Here is a 14,930-nt window from a genome sequence, read left to right as displayed (position 1 = left end):
TCGTCGGCGGCCCCGTGGGCCCTGCTGCGGTGAGACTCTAGCCGCTTCCGCACGCACGGCGACGCCGCCGCCGGGTGGGATCGGCGGCGGCGCGCGTCGGCGCAGGGGCCGGGCCCCGAGCCGTCGCCCCGAGTCGGACGGCAGCGGGGCTCCGGGCGCGTCAGCTCTCCGCGAGGATGTGGGAGAGCTCCGTGTCGAGGTCGAAGTGCCGGTGCTCGGTGCCGGGGGGGACCGCGGCGTCGGTCCGCTTGAGGAAGGACTCCAGGGCCCGCGCGGGGGCCTCCAGCAGGGCTTCGCCCTCCGGGGAACTGAGAGCGATGCAGACGACGCCCTGGCCGTGGCTGCGGGACGGCCACACGCGGACGTCCCCCGTACCCGTGGGACGGTGCAGCCCTTCGGCGAGGAGGTCGCGGGCGAACACCCACTCGACGGTCTCCTCGGCGCCGGTGTGGAAGGTGGCGTGCACGGCGTAGGGGTCGGCCGTGTCATACCGCAGGCCCGCGGGTACAGGCAGGGAGGACTCGCTCGATACAACGAGGCGCAGGTGCAGCTCGCAGCTGACCGTGGTGTTCATAAGCGCCAGGGCCTTTCGCTCAGTGTGCGCTCGGGGATTCGCACGTCGGCCAGATCGACATGCCACCTACGGGAGGGATGTAAACCCCTCTGCACCTTTTGTTGTCCTTCATGTCATTCGGATGGAGGAATGGTCATTTGGCGGGTGCTCCATCGGGGCGAAGGGGGGAGGGGCCTCGGGTAGTCTGGGCCGGGTGAAAACCGAGAGTAAGGAAGGGGCCCTCGGTTCGCGGGCGCCGCATTTCATCAAGTCCTCCCGGGCGCTCCATCTGAGCTGGCAGGTGGGGGTCTTCCTCGTCGGGTCCGCCGTGGTCTTCGCCGGGGTGCTGATGCTCGCACTCCCCGGGCCCGGATGGCTGGTGATCTTCTCGGGGCTGGCGATCTGGGCGACGGAGTTCGTCTGGGCCCAGCTCGTCCTGCGCTGGACGCGGCGCAAGGTGTCGGAGGCCGCCAAGCGCGCGCTCGACCCGAAGGTCCGCCGCCGCAACATGCTCATCACGGCCCTCGGGCTCGCCGTCGCCGCGGCGCTCATCGGGGTCTACCTGGCCCGGTACGGGCTGGAGGTGCCCTGGGAGGTCGCCGGCTGAGGGATCGGCGCCGGCTCTGCCGGGGCGGGGTGCCGCGGTGGTCACGAGCACCCGCTGACATGCGGTAATGTTGTCGGCGCACCGGGGCGATTAGCTCAGCGGGAGAGCGCTTCGTTCACACCGAAGAGGTCACTGGTTCGATCCCAGTATCGCCCACCGCAGACCGGGGCCCGGAAGGACGCAGTCCTTCCGGGCCCCGGTCGTCGTCCTGCCCGTGGTCGTCGTCCTGCCCGGGGCCGGTGCCGCGCCCCCGGCCCGCGTCGGCTCCGGATGATCGGCGGTGAATTCCGTCCGAACCGTTGACGCCCCTCCCCGTCATCCCTAGGTTAACCCGGCAAGCGCTTGCCTAAAACGTTTCAAGCACTCGGGGTGGCGGGACGAACCCGCCCGGGAGGGGCGTGTCATGAGTTCTCGACGGAGCAGGATCACCAGCCTGCGGGCGCTGGGCGCCGGTCTTGCCGCACTGGGGCTGCTCGCCTCCGGATGCGGAGGCGGCGGTGACAGCGCGAACGGCAAGGTGACGATCCGCTACTCCTGGTGGGGCGCGCAGGACCGGGCCGACATGATCAACAAGACCATCGACCTGTTCGAGAAGGAACACCCGAACATCGAGGTCAAGACCGACTTCCAGGAGTACAACGACTTCTGGACCAAGTTCAACACCCAGGCCGCGGGCGGCAACCCGCCGGACGTCTTCCAGAACTCCCACGCCTTCCTGCGCAAGTACGGGCAGAAGAACCTGCTGCTGGACCTCAACGCCCAGGTGAAGGCGGGCAACCTGGACCTGGGCGACTTCCGGCAGGGCCTGGACAAGGCCGGCGAGGTCGACGGGAAGCTCCTGGGCGTGCCGGTGGGCGCCAACACCTTCTCGCTCGTCTACGACGTGAAGGCGTTCGAGGAGGCCGGCGTCACCCCCGAGCCCGGATGGACCTGGGAGGACTTCGACGAGGCCGTCGAGAAGATCGGCGCCTCGAAGGAGGACTTCTGGGGCGCCAGCGACAACGGCGGCGTGATGTACCTGTACGACCTGTACCTGCGCCAGCAGGGCAAGGCCTTCTTCACCGAGAAGGGGCTGGGCTTCTCCGAGGCCGACCTGAAGAAGTGGTGGGGCGACCACAACGCGAAGAACAAGAAGGGGCTGCTCGTCCCGGCCAAGCAGTCCGAGCAGGTCAAGCCCAAGTCCTCGCTCAGCGCCGGCCTGTCGGCCGCCGAGTTCACCTGGGACAACTTCCTGGTCCGCTACACCTCCGAGACCGACAGGGAACTCGCCCTGGCGCCGATCCCGACCACGGACGGCGAGAAGACCGGGCAGTACCTCTCCTCGCTGATGCTCAGCGCCTCCGCCCGCACCAAGCATCCGGAGGAGGTCGCCACGTTCATCGACTTCATGGTCAACGACCCCGAGGTCGGAAAGATCATGGGCTACAACCGCGGCGTCCTTCCCACCAACGCGCAGTTCGAGGCGTACGAGCCCAAGGGCCCCGACGCCCTGATCGCCGAGTACGAGAACAGCGTCACCGAGTACCTGGAGCCCATCACGCCGCACCCGGCCGGCGCCGACACCGTGGAGGCCGCCTTCCTGAGCATCTACGGCTCGATCGCCCAGGGCACCACCTCGGTCGACGCCGGAGTCGCCCAGTTCTTCGACGAGGCGAAGACCGCGCTCGGCTCGTGATCCAAGGGGAAAGCTCCGTGACAAGCACCGACACCCACACCCCGGTCGTGGACGGCGAGGAGCGCCGGGCCCGGCAGCCCCGGCACCCCGCGCCGTCCCCCGGGTCCGACGCCACCGCACGGCGGCGGGCCCGGCGGGAGACCCTGGCCGGCTACCTGTTCCTCTCCCCGTGGTGCCTCGGCATCCTGCTGCTCACCCTGGGGCCCATGCTCGTCTCGCTCTACCTGGCGTTCACCGACTACAACCTCTTCGACTCGCCCCGCTGGGTCGGCCTGCAGAACTTCTCCGAGATGTTCTCCGACGACCGCTGGTGGCAGTCGGTGCGGGTCACCGGGGTGTTCGTGCTGATCGCCACCCCGCTGAAGCTCGCCATCGCGCTCGGCGTGGCGATGCTGCTGGTCAAGCCCCGCAAGGGGCAGGGCTTCTACCGCTCGGCCTTCTACGCCCCCTCGCTGATCGGGGCGAGCGTGAGCATCGGCATCGTCTGGCGTGCGCTGTTCCAGGACGACGCGGTCGTGGACCGCTCCCTGAGCCTGTTCGGCTGGACCGGCGGCGGCTGGGTCGGCGACCCCGAGTGGTCGATACCCACGTTGATCGCGCTGTCCGCCTGGCAGTTCGGCGCACCGATGGTCATCTTCCTGGCCGGCCTCAAGCAGGTGCCCCGCGAGCTGTACGAGGCGGCCCAGGTGGACGGAGCCGGCGCCTGGCGGCGGTTCTGCTCCATCACCCTCCCCATGATCTCCCCGGTGGTCTTCTTCAACCTCCTGCTGGAGATCATCCACTCCTTCCAGATCTTCACCTCCGCGCTCGTCGTCGCCGGCCCCGTCGTCGGACGCGCGGGCGGCCCCGGCGACTCGCTGCTCGTCTACACCTGGTACCTGTACGAGCAGGGCTTCTCCAACCTCCGCATGGGCTACGCCTCCGCGATGGCGTGGATGCTGCTGGCCGGGATCGCCGTGGTGACCGCCGCACTGTTCTGGTCCCAGCGCCGCTGGGTGCACTACGAGGAGGGAGGCCGATGAGCGCCCCCGCCGGAACCGCCCGCCCCGCACGTGCCGGCACCGCCGGGCACAGGCGGCTGGGATCGCTCCTGTGGCACGTCGGTGCCCTGGCCGTCCTGGTCGTCGTGCTCTACCCCGTGATCTGGGTGGTCGGTGCCTCCCTCAAGCCGGGCGACAAGATCGTGGGCAGTCTCCAGCTGCTGCCCACCGACCCGATCACCGACAACTTCGAGCGGCTCGCCGACGGCATCGCGGGCATCGGCATCCACACCTTCTTCCTCAACTCCCTGTTCGTGGCGCTGGGCTCGGTGGTCGGGGTGCTGTTCTCCTGCTCCCTGGCGGCCTACGCCTTCGCCCGCATCCGCTTCGCGGGCCGCAACGTGCTGTTCACGCTGATGATCGGCACCCTGCTGCTGCCCGTCCACGTCCTGCTGGTGCCGCAGTACGTGCTGTTCCAGAAGATGGAGCTGATCAACACCTACGTGCCCCTGCTGCTGGGCAAGTTCCTCGCGGTGGACGCCTTCTTCGTCTTCCTGATGGTGCAGTTCATGCGGAACCTCCCCAGGGAGCTGGACGAGGCGGCCCGCATCGACGGCTGCGGCCACTGGCGCATCTACTGGACCATCGTGCTGCCGCTGTGCCGCCCCGCGCTGATCACCAGCGCCATCTTCGCCTTCATCTGGGCCTGGAACGACTTCCTCGGCCCGCTGCTCTACCTCAACGAGCCCGACAAGTACACCGTCTCGCTGGGGCTGAAGATGTTCATGGACCAGGACAGCCTCGCCGACTACGGAGGCATGATCGCCATGTCGCTGGCGGCCCTGCTGCCGGTGCTGCTGTTCTTCCTCGCCTTCCAGCGCCACCTCGTCGAGGGCGCGGCCACCTCGGGACTCAAGGGATGAGGGCCGCCGTGGACACCGCGCCCGCCGCCGGGGGGAGCGGGCCCACCGCCGCCGGTTCGGGGGCGGCGGTGGGCCGGGGTTCCCCGGCGGGCCGGTTCGCGCTCTTCGCCGAGTGCCTGCTGGCCGGTGTCTGGCTGCTGCTCGCCGCGCTGCCGCTGGTGACCGCGCTGCCGGCGTTCGCCGCCGCCTGCGGGCACCTGCGGCGGTACCTGGACGCCGAGCAGGCCGGGTGGCGGGAGTTCGCCGCCGAGTGGGCGGCGGCCGTACGCGCCGGCTGGCGGTTCTCGCTGCTGTGGTGGGCCGCCTTGGCCCTGCTCGTCTTCGATCTGCGGGCGGCCTCCTCCGGGGTGCTGCCCGGCGGGCCGGCGGCGGTCGCCGCCGGGGCCGCCGCGGCCGCCGCCGTGGTGGCCGTGGCGGTCACCGGGCTGCGCGCGGCGGCCGCCTGGCGCCCGGGCGCGGACTGGGCCGGTGCCGGGCGTGCGGCGGCCCGCCGGGCCTGGCGCGCCGATCCGGGCGGCTCGCTGCTGCTCGCGGGCGGGCTGGCCGTCACCGCCGTCGCCGCCTGGATGCTGCCCCCGCTGATCGCTCCGGCGCTCGGCTGCCTTGCGGCCTGCGCGGTCGCCGTCGAGCGCCGGTACGCCCACCGCTGACCGGGCCGGGCGGGGCGTCCTCCGCGTCCCGCCGGGCCCGCCGTCCCCCTCACCCCCCACCCGACCGGGCGGTCCGGTCCTCCGGCCGGACCGCCCGGACCCCCGCCATGTCATGAGCCTGACATAAGAATGGGAGTGTCCATGTCCCCGATCCCCCGCCGCACCGTGCTCCGGGCGGCAGCCGTCGCCGGTGCCGCCGCCCACTCCTCCCTGCTGCTCGGCGCCCCCGCCCACGCGGCCCGCCCCGCCGCGGACGGCCCGAAGACCGCGGACGGCCCGGTACGGATCACCTGGCTGGAGGAGGGCGGCCTCGGCGCGGCCCCCGGCAGCACCTTCGGCGTGCCCTGGCCCAAGGGAGGGGTCAGGGCCGGCACCGAGTTCTCGCTCGCCGCCGAGGACGGCAGGAAGGTCCCCGTCCAGACCTGGGCCACCGCCTACTGGCCCGACGGCACCGTCAAGTGGACCGCGCACGCCGTCGGCCCCGAGGCCGGGGACGCCGCCGCCTACCGCCTCACCCCCGGCGCCGCCCCGGCCGCCCCCGCCAAGGCCGTCACCGTCGGCCGCAGGGGCGGCACCGTCGAGGTGGACACCGGCGCCATCACCGTCCGCATCGGCCAGGACGGCAAGGCCCTGGTGAAGTCCGTCCGCAGGGGCGGCACCGAGATCGCGCGGAACGGCCGCCTCGTCCTCCTCCGCCAGGGGGAGATCGACGACGGTGACCAGGGCTCCCAGAAGTGGGAGCGCTTCGACGGCGACATCGAGAAGGTCACCGTCGAACAGGACGGCCCCGTACGGGCGGTGGTCCGCATCGAGGGCAGGCACCGCAGGGGGAGCCGCGGCTGGCTGCCGTTCGGCATCCGCCTGTACTTCCACGCGGGCGCCGAGTCCTTCCGGATGCTGCACACCATCACCTACGACGGGGACGAGCACAAGGACTTCATCCGCGGCCTCGGCGTGCGCTTCACCGTCCCGATGCGCGACGAGCACCACGACCGGCACATCCGCCTCGGCGGCGAGGGCCGGGGCCTGCTGTCGGAGGCCGTCAGGGGCATCACCGGCCTGCGCCGCGACCCCGGGGCCGAGGTGCGCGCCCGGCAGGTCAGGGGCGAGAAGCTGCCCGACCCCGCCACCTGGGACCAGCGCGTCACCAGCCGGCTGCAGTACATCCCCACCTGGGGCGACTACACCCTCGGCCAGCTCTCCGCCGACGGCTTCACCGTCCGCAAGCGCACCAAGCCCGGCCACGGCTGGATCGCCGCGGGCGGCGGACGCCGGGCCTCGGGCTTCGGCTACGTGGGCGGCGTCAGCGGCGGACTCTCCTTCGGGCTGCGCGACTTCTGGCGCAAGCACCCCACCCAGCTCGACGTACGCGGCGCCGCGGACGACGAGGCCGAGGTCACCGTCTGGCTCTGGTCGCCCGAGGCACAGCCGATGGACCTGCGCTTCTACCACGACGGGCTCGGCCAGGACACCCACGAGAAGCAGCTCGAGGGCCTCAACATCACCTACGAGGACTACGAGCCGGGCTTCGGCACCCCCTACGGCATCGCCCGCACCAGCGAGCTGATGTTCTGGGCCAACGCCGCCACCCCCGACGCCGAGACCCTCGCCCGCCAGGCCGAGGCCGTCCAGACCCCGCCCCAGCTCGTGGCGCCGCCCGAACACCTGGCCGCCACACAGGTCTTCGGCGGCCTGTTCGCCCCCGTCGACCGCTCCACACCCGCCAAGGCGAAGCTGGAGGACCACCTGGACTTCCTCTTCACCTACTACAAGGAGCAGGTGGAGCAGCGCCGCTGGTACGGCTTCTGGGACTACGGCGACATCATGCACACCTACGACCCGGACCGGCACCAGTGGCGGTACGACGTCGGCGGCTACGCCTGGGACAACTCCGAGCTCTCCCCGGACCTGTGGCTGTGGTACGCCTACCTGCGCTCCGGCCGCGCCGACATCTTCCGCTTCGCCGAGGCCATGACCCGCCACACCGGCGAGGTCGACGTCTACCACCTCGGCGAGTGGGCCGGACTCGGCACCCGCCACGGCGTCCAGCACTACGCCGACAGCGCCAAGCAGCAGCGCATCTCCACCGCCGTCTACCGGCGCCCGTACTACTTCCTCACCGCCGACGAGCGCTGCGGCGACCTCATGCACGCCCTCGTCGACTCCGACGAGACCTTCCTCGCCCTCGACCCCCTGCGCAAGATCCGCACCGAGCCCTACGAGCCCGACCCCAGGGCCCTGGCCATCGGACTGGGCACCGACTGGAGCGGACTGGCCGCCGCCTGGCTCACCGAGTGGGAGCGCCGCGGGCCGAAGGCGGCGAAGGCCGAGGAGAAGCTCAAGGCCACCATGCGCACCATCGCGCGGATGCCCAACGGCTTCTGCACCGGCGAGGGCCTCTACGACATCGAGACCGGGGAGTTCGCCGAGACGGGGAAGAAGGTCTCGATGAGCCACCTGAGCGCGATGTTCGGACAGGTGGAGATCTGCGCCGAGCTCATCCACCTCACCGACGTCGAGGGCTTCGAGGAGGCCTGGCTCCAGTACTGCCGCCTCTACGGCGCCACGCGGGAGGAGCAGCAGGCCGAACTCGGCGGGTACGCCACCAACCTCATCCTCCAGCAGGGGCACTCCCGCCTCACCGCCTACGCCGCCTCCCGACTGGAGGACGAACGGGACAAGTACGCCACCCGCGCCTGGCGGGAGTTCTACACCAAGGACCGGTGGGGCTACTCCGAGTCCTCGCCCTGGAGGACGGAGAGGATCACCGGCCCCATGGCGCTGGTGGAGGGCAGCGGGGCGTCCTGGGTGGACACCAACACCACCGCCCTGTACGGCCTGGCCGCCATCCAGAACCTCGCCCTGATCGGGGACCGCATCCCGGAGTGACCCGGACGGGGCGGACGGGCCGGCTCCCGTCCGCCCCGCCGGACCCCGGCGCGGCAGCGCGCCCCCGTGCCCGCCGCCGGGCACGGGGGCGCGCACGGGGGAACGAAGGGCGCACGGACCGGACACCGGCTCCGCCTGGCGGCCGGCAGTCCGCGGCGGCGGGCGGCCGGCCGCCACGGCTCCGCGTCGATCCCCACCGGTTCCCCCGCCCCCGGACCGGTCCGCGGTGCCGGTCCCCGGGGAGCGGGCCGGGGCCGGGACGCCCGGGGGAGTGGCAGGGGGCAGCCGGGGCAGGAGGGGGGCGGAACGTCCGGCATGCGCGGAGTGCGGCGCGCACCGGGGAGGACGGACATGGACGGTGGTGCTCGGCGGCGGCCGAGCACCACCGCCCCCGTGCGCAGGAGGGGGTCGTGGGCCTGAACCACTACCGCTTCCGCAGCGTCTGGGAGGTGGGGGCACCGGCGGCGGAGGTCTACGGGGTCCTGGAGCGGGCCGGGGAGTACCCGGCGTGGTGGCCGCAGGTGCGCGGGGCCGTCCGCGGGGACGGCGGGACCGGGCCGGACGGCTGGTCCGGCACCGTCCGCATCCGCTCCCTGCTGCCGTACGAGCTGCGCCTCGCCGTCCGGCTGACCCGTCGCGAACCCGCCGCCGGGCGCCTGGAGATCGCGATGGACGGGGACCTGCGGGGCCGGGCGGGCTGGCAGGTGGTGCCGTGTCCCGGCGCGCCGGGCACCACCCGGGTCCGCTTCGAGCAGGAGGTGGAGGCGCGCAGGCCCCTCCTGCGGCTGCTGGCCCCGGTCTGCCGCCCCCTGCTGACCGCCAACCACGCGCTGATGATGCGGGCCGGGCGGCGCGGGCTGCGGCGGGTGCTGGAGGAGCGCGGCGGCGCGCGCGGCGGGCGGCCGGGGAGGGGGTCGACGGCGGGGCGCGGCAAGGGGTTTGGATGAACCCCCGGCCCCCCTGTATTGTTCTCGTCGTGCCGCAGGGCACCGCGAGGGCGATTAGCTCAGTGGAAGAGCGCTTCGTTCACACCGAAGAGGTCACTGGTTCGAACCCAGTATCGCCCACCAGCCGACGAGGCCGGTTCCGTCCGACGGAACCGGCCTCGCGCGTTCTCCGGGGCGGTCCGCCGTCCGGGACGCCCCTCGCCCCGGGGCGAGGGCCCGCCGCGCTGCGGCCCCTCGGGGGCTCAGACCGCCGCGGCCGCCACCGGGGGCCGCAGCGGCCAGGCCGGGTCGACCTCCTCCTGCGACCCGTTGCGCGCGAACCACGCCTGGAGGCCGCGGGCCTGCGCCGCGTGCCAGACCTCCTGCAGGGTGTGCAGCTCGGCGGGCGAGAGCGACGACAGCCGCCGGGCGAAGCGCCGCCCCACCTCCCGTACGACCCCCAGGGCGGCGGTGGCGTCCGCGGCGGCGTCGTGCGCGCCGGCCAGCTCCACGCCGTAGTGGGCGCACAGGTCGGTCAGGGTGCGGCGGCCCCGGCGGTAGCGGTCCAGGTGCTTGTCCAGCACCCGGGGGTCCAGCACGCGCAGCGGCGCCGGGCCGCAGGCGCCGGCCAGCGGGGCCCCCAGGTGCCGGCGCAGCTCCCGGTCCAGCAGCGTCAGGTCGAACGGCGCGTTCATCACCACCAGCGGCCGGCCGGCCTCCCCCTGCTCGGCCAGCGCCCGGACGACCTCGCCGAGCACCTGCGCCGGGGGCCGGCCGTGCTCGCGCAGGTGCTCCCCGGTCAGCCCGTGCACGGCGGACGCCGGTTCGGGGACGGGCACACCGGGGTCGACCAGCCAGTGCTCGGCGCGCACCGGGGCGTCCGGCGCGTCCTGGACGACGAGGGCGGCCGAGACGATCCGGTCCCGCTCGGTGTCCACTCCCGTGGTCTCGGTGTCGAAGGCGGCCAGCGGCCCCTCGTACCACACCGTCATGTTCCCGTTCCCCTCCGTGTCGATGCCGGACCCGGACCGGCGCGCCGCCGGTCCGGCGGGCCGCGCCCGCCGACGGGGCTGATACCTCACCCGGCCCGGCGCCAACCCCTCCGGCCCGGTGGCGCGCAACCGTTTCGCGGCGGGGGTACCCGGCTCGGTACGATTCACCGTGCGCGGCGATCGTCCGCGCCTCGAGGCAGAACCCGAGTCGCAAGGCAGTCAGGAGAGACCGGTGGCGGACGTCCGTGTGATCATCCAACGCGATTCCGAGCGGGAAGAGCGCGTGGTGACCACGGGCACCACGGCCGCCGCCCTCTTCGAGGGCGAGCGCTCCGTCGTCGCCGCGCGCGTCGGCGGGCAGCTGAGGGACCTGGCGTACGAGCTCGCCGAGGGCGACGAGGTCGAGCCGGTGGAGATCTCCAGCCCCGACGGCCTGGACATCCTGCGGCACTCCACCGCGCACGTGATGGCCCAGGCCGTCCAGGACCTCTTCCCGGAGGCCAAGCTCGGCATCGGCCCGCCCATCAGGGACGGCTTCTACTACGACTTCGACGTCGCCGAGCCGTTCACCCCGGACGACCTCAAGCGCATCGAGAAGCGGATGCAGGAGATCGTCAAGCGCGGCCAGCGCTTCTCCCGCCGGGTGACCGGCGACGAGGAGGCCCGCGAGGAGCTGGCGGCCGAGCCGTACAAGCTGGAGCTGATCGGGCTCAAGGGGAACGCCGCCGAGGCCGCCGAGGGGGCGTCGGCGGAGGTCGGCTCGGGTGAGCTGACCATCTACGACAACCTCGACGCCAAGACGGGCGAGCTGTGCTGGAAGGACCTGTGCCGCGGTCCGCACCTGCCCACCACCCGCGCCATCCCGGCGTTCAAGCTGATGCGGTCGGCCGCCGCGTACTGGCGGGGCAGCGAGAAGAACCCGCAGCTCCAGCGGATCTACGGCACCGCCTGGCCGTCGAAGGACGAGCTGAAGGCGCACCTGGAGTTCCTGGCCGAGGCCGAGAAGCGCGACCACCGCAGGCTCGGCGCCGAACTGGACCTGTTCTCCATCCCGGAGGAGCTGGGCTCGGGCCTGGCGGTCTTCCACCCCAAGGGCGGCATCGTCCGCCGGGTGATGGAGGACTACTCCCGCAAGCGGCACGAGCAGGCGGACTACGAGTTCGTCAACACCCCGCACATCACCAAGGAGGGCCTCTTCGAGACCTCCGGGCACCTGCCGAACTACGCCGAGGGGATGTTCCCGCCCCTGGAGTTCGAGGGGCAGAACTACCGCCTCAAGGCGATGAACTGCCCGATGCACAACCTGATCTTCAAGGCGCGCGGGCGCTCCTACCGGGAGCTGCCGCTGCGGCTGTTCGAGTTCGGCACGGTCTACCGCTACGAGAAGTCCGGCGTGGTGCACGGCCTGACCCGGGCCCGCGGCTTCACCCAGGACGACTCGCACATCTACTGCACCAAGGAGCAGATGCCCGACGAGCTGGACAGCCTGCTCACCTTCGTGCTGGACCTGCTGCGGGACTACGGCCTGAGCGACTTCTACCTGGAGCTGTCCACCCGCGACGACTCCGAGAAGTTCATCGGCGAGCCCGAGGAGTGGGAGGAGGCCACCGAGATCCTGCGGCAGGCCGCCGGCAAGCAGGGCCTGGAGCTGGTGATGGATCCGGGCGGCGCCGCCTACTACGGTCCCAAGATCTCGGTCCAGGCCCGCGACGCCATCGGCCGGACCTGGCAGATGTCCACGATCCAGGTCGACTTCCAGCAGCCCAAGCGGTTCGAGCTGGAGTACACCGCGGCCGACGGCTCCCGGCAGCGGCCGGTGATGATCCACCGGGCGCTGTTCGGGTCGATCGAGCGGTTCTTCGCCGTGCTGCTGGAGCACTACGCGGGCGCCTTCCCGGCGTGGCTGGCCCCGGTGCAGGCGGTCGGCATCCCGATCGGCGACACCCACGTCCCCTACCTGGAGGAGTTCGCCGCCAAGGCGAAGGCCGCCGGGCTGCGGATGGAGGTGGACTCCTCCTCGGACCGGATGCAGAAGAAGATCAGGAACGCGCAGAAGAGCAAGGTGCCGTTCATGATCATCGCCGGTGACGACGACATGGCGGCCGGGGCGGTGAGCTTCCGCTACCGCGACGGCTCGCAGAAGAACGGCGTGCCGGCCGACGAGGCGATCGCGGAGATCGTCAAGGCGGTCGAGGACCGCGTGCAGGTCTGACGGCCGCCCGCCGCGGCCGGCGGCCGGGCCCCGGAGCGACAGCGCCCCGGGGCCCGCGCCGTCTTCGGCCCCGGCACCCGGATCCGCCCCGGCGGCGCACCGCGGGCCGGTGAAGTCCTATGCTGGCCCGCATGAGCAGCGAGCCGGAGCAGCAGATCGGAGTGGGGTCGCCGGACGCCTTCCAGCGCCTGTGGACGCCCCACCGGATGGCCTACATCCAGGGCGAGAACAAGCCGAGCGGCCCGGGGGCCGACGACGGCTGCCCGTTCTGCGCCATCCCGGCCAAGTCCGACGAGGACGGGCTGGTGCTCGCCCGCGGCGAGCACGTCTACGCGGTGCTCAACCTCTACCCGTACAACGGCGGCCACCTGATGGTCGTGCCCTTCCGGCACGTCGCCGACTACACCGACCTCACCGGCGAGGAGACGGCGGAGCTGGCCGACTACACCAAGCGGGCCATGCGGGCGCTGCGCGCCGCCTCCGGGGCGCAGGGGTTCAACATCGGCATGAACCAGGGCGCGGTCGCGGGCGCCGGGATCGCCGCCCACCTGCACCAGCACGTCGTTCCGCGCTGGGGAGGCGACACCAACTTCATGCCGGTGGTGGGCCACACCAAGGTGCTGCCGCAGCTGCTGGCCGACACCCGCCGGATGATCGCCGAGGTCTGGCCCGCCTCCTGACCCCGCGCCGGAGCCGCGCCCGCCCCCGCTCGGCGGAGACCGGGACCGCCGCCGGCCCCGCGCACCTCCGTGCGCGGGGCCAGCGGCGGTCGTCGTGTTCCGTCAGGCGTCGTAGACGTCGGGCCTGCCCGGCTCGGCCGCCTGCACCTGGCCGCTGAGCGCCAGCGAGCGGGCGTCGAACTTCGTGACGTCCACGCCGTTCTCCCGCAGCACCTTCATCGCCGCCGAGTGGACCGCCCGCAGCACCGGGGTGGCCGCGCGCAGCGCGTCGTCGGCCATGAAGCGGTGCCGCCACGGCTGGTCGGCCCAGGCGTGCCGCAGGCCGAACGGCTCGGGGAGGGTCAGCTTGCCGCCGAGGAAGTCCAGCACCTGCGGGAACCAGGTCAGGGGGGCGCGTGCGGTCAGCCGCACCACCTCCCTGGCCTCGATCAGGGGAAGGGCGATCTCCTTGGTCTCCCAGAACCTGACCGTCTTGGAGACCGTCTTGCTCCGCGCCTTGGGCTTGTCGAAGAAGACCGGGTGCACCGGGCCCAGGGCGTGACCGGTCACCTCGATGCGCAGCGTGTGGTGCAGCATGGTCACGTTGATCAGCATGGTGAGCACCAGCTGGCCGTCCCACAGGACGAACTGCACGCCCAGGTAGTGCCGGTTGCCGCTGCCGAACTGCTGCTCGTTGCAGATCCGCTGGACCTCGAAGTCCTTGATGCGGTACGCCTCGACCTCCTGGCCGTCGGGCCGCGCCACCTCCGAGGCGCCCTCCCCGATCGGGGCGACGACCCAGTGCCGGACGGAAGGGGGCGGGAAGCCGCCGGTGTGCAGCGAGGTGCGCTCCAGCATCCGCAGCCGGTCGTGGATCGCGCGGGCGACGTCCCAGCTCCTGAAGGGGTTGATGTCCTTCCCCGGCGTGGCGGGCACCAGCTCCTCGGCGAGCTGCCAGCTGCCCCACCGGGTGCCCATGCCCAGTATCCCCTTGGGACCGGCGTAGAAGACCAGGTTGCTGCGCTGCTCGGCCGTCAGTTTGGCCAGATTCAGCCGGATCTCCTCCGCCCCCGCGTCACCGGGGTTGTGCGGCACCGCCTCGGGGACCTTGGCGCCGATGCCGCCGCCCGACAGCAGACCCTCCCAGCGGGAGCGCAGGTCCTTGGCGTAGCGCTCGCAGACCTGCTTGGCCCACAGCCAGCCCAGGACCGGGGCGACCAGCATGGCGCGCAGGTAGATCCCCCAGAACCCGGTGAACGGCAGCTGGACCAGGAAGACCACCGCCAGCACCCCGATCCCGGCGAGCGCGGCCATGCCCAGCGGGCCCGCCTTCCTGTCCTGTGAGCCCGCCAGTGTCCGGCGGAGCTGGAAACCGCCGAGCCACAGCAGCACACCGGGCAGGAAGAGCAGGCCGAAGAGCGCCATCACGGCGGTGAGCCGGGCGTCGCGCTGCCGGCGGATGCGGTTGGCCGCCAGGCAGTGCTCGACCACGGTCTGCGGATCGCAGCCGAAGGACTGGATCAGCGGCTTCCGGGCGCCGCCGAGCGTCCGCACCTGCACGGCCCGGGCGAACGCCTCGCCCAGGTTCGGCTCGAACAGGGAGAAGCGGGGCGCCGAGACCTTGACGGCCTCGTTGGCCTTGGCGAGGTCCGTCACCGGCCCGTCCCGGTAGGCGGCCGAGGCCAGTGCCTGGGTGGCGGCGGTCTGCCCCCCGCCGGCCCCCGTCAACGGGACCTGGGCGCCGGGACTGAAGTCGTACGCGCCGCCCTCGACGTCATCGAAGCCCGCCAATGGTGCCCCCACTCCGCTCGCGCCGTCCGACGTCAGGCTCGTTCCCACCGTTCCCAACCGCGGCCCGCCGCAC

At 72.4% G+C, this 14,930-nt stretch carries 12 protein-coding genes and 2 tRNA genes; 11 read left to right on the top strand and 3 right to left on the bottom strand.

Going from position 1 to position 14,930, the window contains the following annotated elements; genetic code table 11:
* Positions 1-160: 160 nt before the first annotated feature.
* A complete protein-coding gene (locus ACFSJS_RS17640; protein WP_003959770.1) occupies positions 161-574 on the bottom strand; it encodes an SsgA family sporulation/cell division regulator in 414 nt (137 codons plus the stop codon).
* 121 nt (positions 575-695) lie between these two features.
* Here ACFSJS_RS17640 and ACFSJS_RS17635 point away from each other — a divergent pair, with 121 nt between their 5' ends.
* The 9 genes from ACFSJS_RS17635 to ACFSJS_RS17595 all read left to right on the top strand — a co-directional run bounded on the left by ACFSJS_RS17635 (position 696) and on the right by ACFSJS_RS17595 (position 9,347).
* Complete coding sequence (locus tag ACFSJS_RS17635; RefSeq protein WP_380901424.1) at positions 696-1,160, top strand: TIGR02611 family protein; 465 nt, start codon at positions 696-698, stop codon at positions 1,158-1,160.
* 84 nt (positions 1,161-1,244) lie between these two features.
* Positions 1,245-1,316: transfer RNA gene (locus ACFSJS_RS17630), tRNA-Val, on the top strand.
* 247 nt (positions 1,317-1,563) lie between these two features.
* Entirely contained in the window at positions 1,564-2,835 is a 1,272-nt protein-coding gene (locus tag ACFSJS_RS17625) for an ABC transporter substrate-binding protein (protein WP_380901422.1), read from the top strand.
* Between the two features lie 17 nt (positions 2,836-2,852).
* On the top strand, positions 2,853-3,857 hold the full coding sequence (locus tag ACFSJS_RS17620) for a carbohydrate ABC transporter permease (RefSeq protein ID WP_380901420.1): 1,005 nt from the start codon (positions 2,853-2,855) through the stop codon (positions 3,855-3,857).
* A complete protein-coding gene (locus ACFSJS_RS17615) occupies positions 3,854-4,738 on the top strand; it encodes a carbohydrate ABC transporter permease (protein WP_380901418.1) in 885 nt (294 codons plus the stop codon). The genes ACFSJS_RS17620 and ACFSJS_RS17615 overlap by 4 nt, the downstream gene beginning before the upstream one ends.
* Before the next feature lie 8 nt (positions 4,739-4,746).
* A complete protein-coding gene (locus tag ACFSJS_RS17610) occupies positions 4,747-5,388 on the top strand; it encodes a hypothetical protein (RefSeq protein WP_380901416.1) in 642 nt (213 codons plus the stop codon).
* 141 nt (positions 5,389-5,529) lie between these two features.
* The gene (locus ACFSJS_RS17605) at positions 5,530-8,277 is read left to right on the top strand and encodes an exo-rhamnogalacturonan lyase family protein (RefSeq protein WP_380901414.1); all 2,748 of its coding nucleotides are present in this window, start codon (positions 5,530-5,532) and stop codon (positions 8,275-8,277) included.
* A 410-nt stretch (positions 8,278-8,687) separates the two neighbouring features.
* On the top strand, positions 8,688-9,224 hold the full coding sequence (locus ACFSJS_RS17600; protein ID WP_380901412.1) for an SRPBCC family protein: 537 nt from the start codon (positions 8,688-8,690) through the stop codon (positions 9,222-9,224).
* 48 nt (positions 9,225-9,272) lie between these two features.
* Positions 9,273-9,347 (top strand) — tRNA-Val (locus ACFSJS_RS17595).
* A gap of 119 nt (positions 9,348-9,466) precedes the next feature.
* On the opposite strand, the gene ACFSJS_RS17590 is transcribed toward ACFSJS_RS17595, so the two are convergent.
* Positions 9,467-10,195: an exonuclease domain-containing protein gene (locus ACFSJS_RS17590; protein WP_380901410.1), complete on the bottom strand. Its 729-nt coding sequence runs from the start codon at positions 10,193-10,195 to the stop codon at positions 9,467-9,469.
* 232 nt (positions 10,196-10,427) lie between these two features.
* On the opposite strand from ACFSJS_RS17590, the gene thrS reads away from it, so the two are divergent.
* The gene (gene thrS, locus ACFSJS_RS17585; protein ID WP_380901408.1) at positions 10,428-12,407 is read left to right on the top strand and encodes a threonine--tRNA ligase; all 1,980 of its coding nucleotides are present in this window, start codon (positions 10,428-10,430) and stop codon (positions 12,405-12,407) included.
* A gap of 119 nt (positions 12,408-12,526) precedes the next feature.
* Positions 12,527-13,087 (top strand): HIT family protein, encoded by a 561-nt coding sequence (locus ACFSJS_RS17580; protein ID WP_380901406.1) that lies wholly within the window; start codon positions 12,527-12,529, stop codon positions 13,085-13,087.
* Positions 13,088-13,189: 102 nt separating this feature from the next.
* On the opposite strand, the gene ACFSJS_RS17575 is transcribed toward ACFSJS_RS17580, so the two are convergent.
* Positions 13,190-14,857, bottom strand: a complete 1,668-nt coding sequence (locus tag ACFSJS_RS17575; RefSeq protein ID WP_380901404.1) for a hypothetical protein — start codon at positions 14,855-14,857, stop codon at positions 13,190-13,192.
* Positions 14,858-14,930: the final 73 nt, after the last annotated feature.

It is taken from the genome of Streptomyces desertarenae (genome assembly GCF_042681365.1).
Classification (GTDB): Bacteria; Actinomycetota; Actinomycetes; order Streptomycetales; family Streptomycetaceae; genus Streptomyces; species Streptomyces desertarenae.
The sequence above is the reverse complement of the archived record's forward strand: the minus strand, read 5'-3'. Positions and strand labels throughout refer to the sequence as shown.

Excerpts from the sequence above, each read along its gene's own strand:
- ACFSJS_RS17640 (WP_003959770.1), bottom strand. The coding sequence starts at position 574 with ATGAACACCACGGTCAGCTGCGAGCTGCACCTGCGCCTCGTTGTATCG.
- ACFSJS_RS17635 (WP_380901424.1), top strand. The coding sequence starts at position 696 with ATGGAGGAATGGTCATTTGGCGGGTGCTCCATCGGGGCGAAGGGGGGA.
- ACFSJS_RS17625 (WP_380901422.1), top strand. The coding sequence starts at position 1,564 with ATGAGTTCTCGACGGAGCAGGATCACCAGCCTGCGGGCGCTGGGCGCC.
- ACFSJS_RS17615 (WP_380901418.1), top strand. The coding sequence starts at position 3,854 with ATGAGCGCCCCCGCCGGAACCGCCCGCCCCGCACGTGCCGGCACCGCC.
- ACFSJS_RS17605 (WP_380901414.1), top strand. The coding sequence starts at position 5,530 with ATGTCCCCGATCCCCCGCCGCACCGTGCTCCGGGCGGCAGCCGTCGCC.
- ACFSJS_RS17590 (WP_380901410.1), bottom strand. The coding sequence starts at position 10,195 with ATGACGGTGTGGTACGAGGGGCCGCTGGCCGCCTTCGACACCGAGACC.
- ACFSJS_RS17580 (WP_380901406.1), top strand. The coding sequence starts at position 12,527 with ATGCTGGCCCGCATGAGCAGCGAGCCGGAGCAGCAGATCGGAGTGGGG.